The sequence below is a fragment of the Streptococcus dentapri genome (genome assembly GCF_042649885.1).
Taxonomy (GTDB): domain Bacteria; phylum Bacillota; class Bacilli; order Lactobacillales; family Streptococcaceae; genus Streptococcus; species Streptococcus dentapri.
Window position 1 is genome coordinate 1 of the sequence record NZ_JBHSAC010000015.1, and the last position, 2,236, is coordinate 2,236.

Annotated in this window: 3 protein-coding genes and 1 pseudogene; all 4 read left to right on the top strand. The window is 39.9% G+C overall.

The window, feature by feature from the left end:
* Positions 1 to 151 precede the first annotated feature (151 nt).
* Complete coding sequence (locus ACFOSE_RS01710) at positions 152 to 475, top strand: hypothetical protein (protein ID WP_380429675.1); 324 nt, start codon at positions 152 to 154, stop codon at positions 473 to 475.
* A 9-nt stretch (positions 476 to 484) separates the two neighbouring features.
* Positions 485 to 1,183 (top strand): annotated as a pseudogene (locus tag ACFOSE_RS01715) (lipase family protein); the annotation flags it as partial.
* Between the two features lie 68 nt (positions 1,184 to 1,251).
* Positions 1,252 to 1,650 carry a hypothetical protein gene (locus ACFOSE_RS01720; protein WP_380429678.1) on the top strand — a complete coding sequence of 133 codons (399 nt, stop codon included), beginning with the start codon at positions 1,252 to 1,254 and terminating at the stop codon, positions 1,648 to 1,650.
* A gap of 2 nt (positions 1,651 to 1,652) precedes the next feature.
* The coding region (locus ACFOSE_RS01725) for a lipase family protein (protein ID WP_449341234.1) at positions 1,653 to 2,236 on the top strand (584 nt) is incomplete at its 3' end.

Sequence of the window (2,236 nt, forward strand, 5' to 3'; positions counted from 1 at the left end):
GCTATCTATGTGGATAGGCAAAATGGCGCTATTTCAGAGGATCACAGTCTCTCGGAATGGCGATTTGATAACAAAGGAGGTATTCATGAAGAAATGGAAAACGTTATTAGCACTAGGTGCAGTTGGAATATTAGTGATAGGAGGTCTGGCAATGTTTAATCCCTTTACAGGTGAGGATGAACCCATACATAAGCATGAACAGGATAGGGTGGTTAAATATCTCGTTGACCATTATGAATTGGCAAATGGTGATAAAATTAAAACGATAGAGGTGACAGAATTTCAGAAAATTGAGATAGCAGGCTTTTGGAGCATTACTACAAAGGTGAATAATAAGTACAAAATTTCATTTACAGAAGATAAATTGGGTGAAAAAATAACGACTTCTAATTACTCTTCTAAAGAATTCAAAATACGAGAAGATATGGAAAACAAGTGGAGCCTATCTGATATTGAGCTAATTTACTATGATTAAGGGGTTATTATGACAACTGAACAAGAGTATAATAAAATTTCAAAAGAAGTTTATCGTGTTGATTCTGGTAAAGTAGATAATCCTGTCAAAGCAGGAGATACCGTAGCTGGAGATAAATTTAAAGTCCTCAAAGTTGAGGACAACACCGCCAACGGCATGCAGGCTATGGCTGTAGCACCAGTTGATGCCAATGGCAATGTGGATACCAGCGAGGTTGTCATTGCCTATGCAGGAACGAACAGTGCTGATGGTAAAGATTTGGATACTGATCTGCAGTCTGTCGGCGGAGGAAGCAAGAAGCTAGTATCAGGATCAGATATGAGTGTTGACGGGTTGACGATCGCAGACTCTCAGTTTGAAACGGCGATGAGCTTTGCCAAGAAAATTGAAAAAGAATACCCCAAAGCTAAAATCACCACCACAGGCCATTCTCTCGGAGAATCTCTGGCCATGTATGTGGCCTTGAAGCAAGGCTATAAGAATGTCGGCTTTAATGGACCTGATATCCACAACCTGCTCTCGGATAAAGAAATCAAGTATATGCAGAAACACCGTGAGCAGTTTCGTAATTACCGCAATCCCCATGATGGTATTGGGAATATTACCGGCAATGAGACGGAAACAGCTATCTATGTAGATAGGCAAAATGGCGCTATTTCAGAAGATCACAGTCTCTCGGAATGGCGATTTGATCAGGATGGTAATCTTTGTTATCATATAATCCCAGCCAGTTAAGGTGTAGCTGGTTTGGCTTATATGGTAACAAAGGAGGTACTATGAAGAGATGGAAAAAGTTGTTAATTCCATTAGGAATCACGGTCGTTTTAATAGGAGGAGGTCTGGCAATGATTAATCCTTTTACAGGTGAGGACGAACCAAAGTACAAGCATGAACAGGATAGAGTGGCTCAATATCTGGTTGAGCATTATGAATTAACAAATGGTGATGCAATCAAAACGATAAAGGTGATTGAATTTGATAAGAATGATATGACAGGAACATGGCGTATTACAATTACAGTTAATGAAAAATATGATATTTCATTTAATGAAAATGAATTGGGAGGTGAAATTAGGAGTTCGAATTACTCCCCTAAGGAATTTATTGTTCAGGAAAAGATAAATCACATTCAAAGTAACTCTGATATTGAACTGACTTATTATCATGGAGAGTAGTTATGATAACTGAAAAAAATTATAAAGAACTTGCGGATGACGTCTATAAGGTTGATTCTGGAAAAGAAAAAAATCCAGTTAAAGAGGGTAGTTTAGTTGGCGGAGACAAATACCAAGTCCTCAAGGTTGAAGACAATACCGCCAACGGCATGCAGGCTATGGCTGTAGCACCAGTTGATAAGAATGGCAATGTGGATACCAGCCAAGTGGTAATTGCCTATGCAGGAACGAACAGTGCTGATGGTAAAGATTTGGATACTGATCTGCAGTCTGTCGGCGGAGGAAGCAAGAAGCTAGTATCAGGATCAGATATGAGTGTTGACGGGTTGACGATCGCAGACTCTCAGTTTGAAACGGCGATGAGCTTTGCCAAGAAAATTGAAAAAGAATACCCCAAAGCTAAAATCACCACTACAGGCCATTCTCTCGGAGAATCTCTGGCCATGTATGTGGCCTTGCACCAAGGCTATAAGAATGTCGGCTTTAATGGACCTGATATCCACAACCTGCTCTCAGATAAAGAAATCAAGTATATGCAGAAACACCGTGAGCAGTTTCGCAATTACCGCAATCCCCATGATGGTAT

Coding starts and splice junctions, on each gene's coding strand:
- ACFOSE_RS01710 (WP_380429675.1), top strand. CDS start 152: ATGTTTAATCCCTTTACAGGTGAGGATGAACCCATACATAAGCATGAA.
- ACFOSE_RS01720 (WP_380429678.1), top strand. CDS start 1,252: ATGAAGAGATGGAAAAAGTTGTTAATTCCATTAGGAATCACGGTCGTT.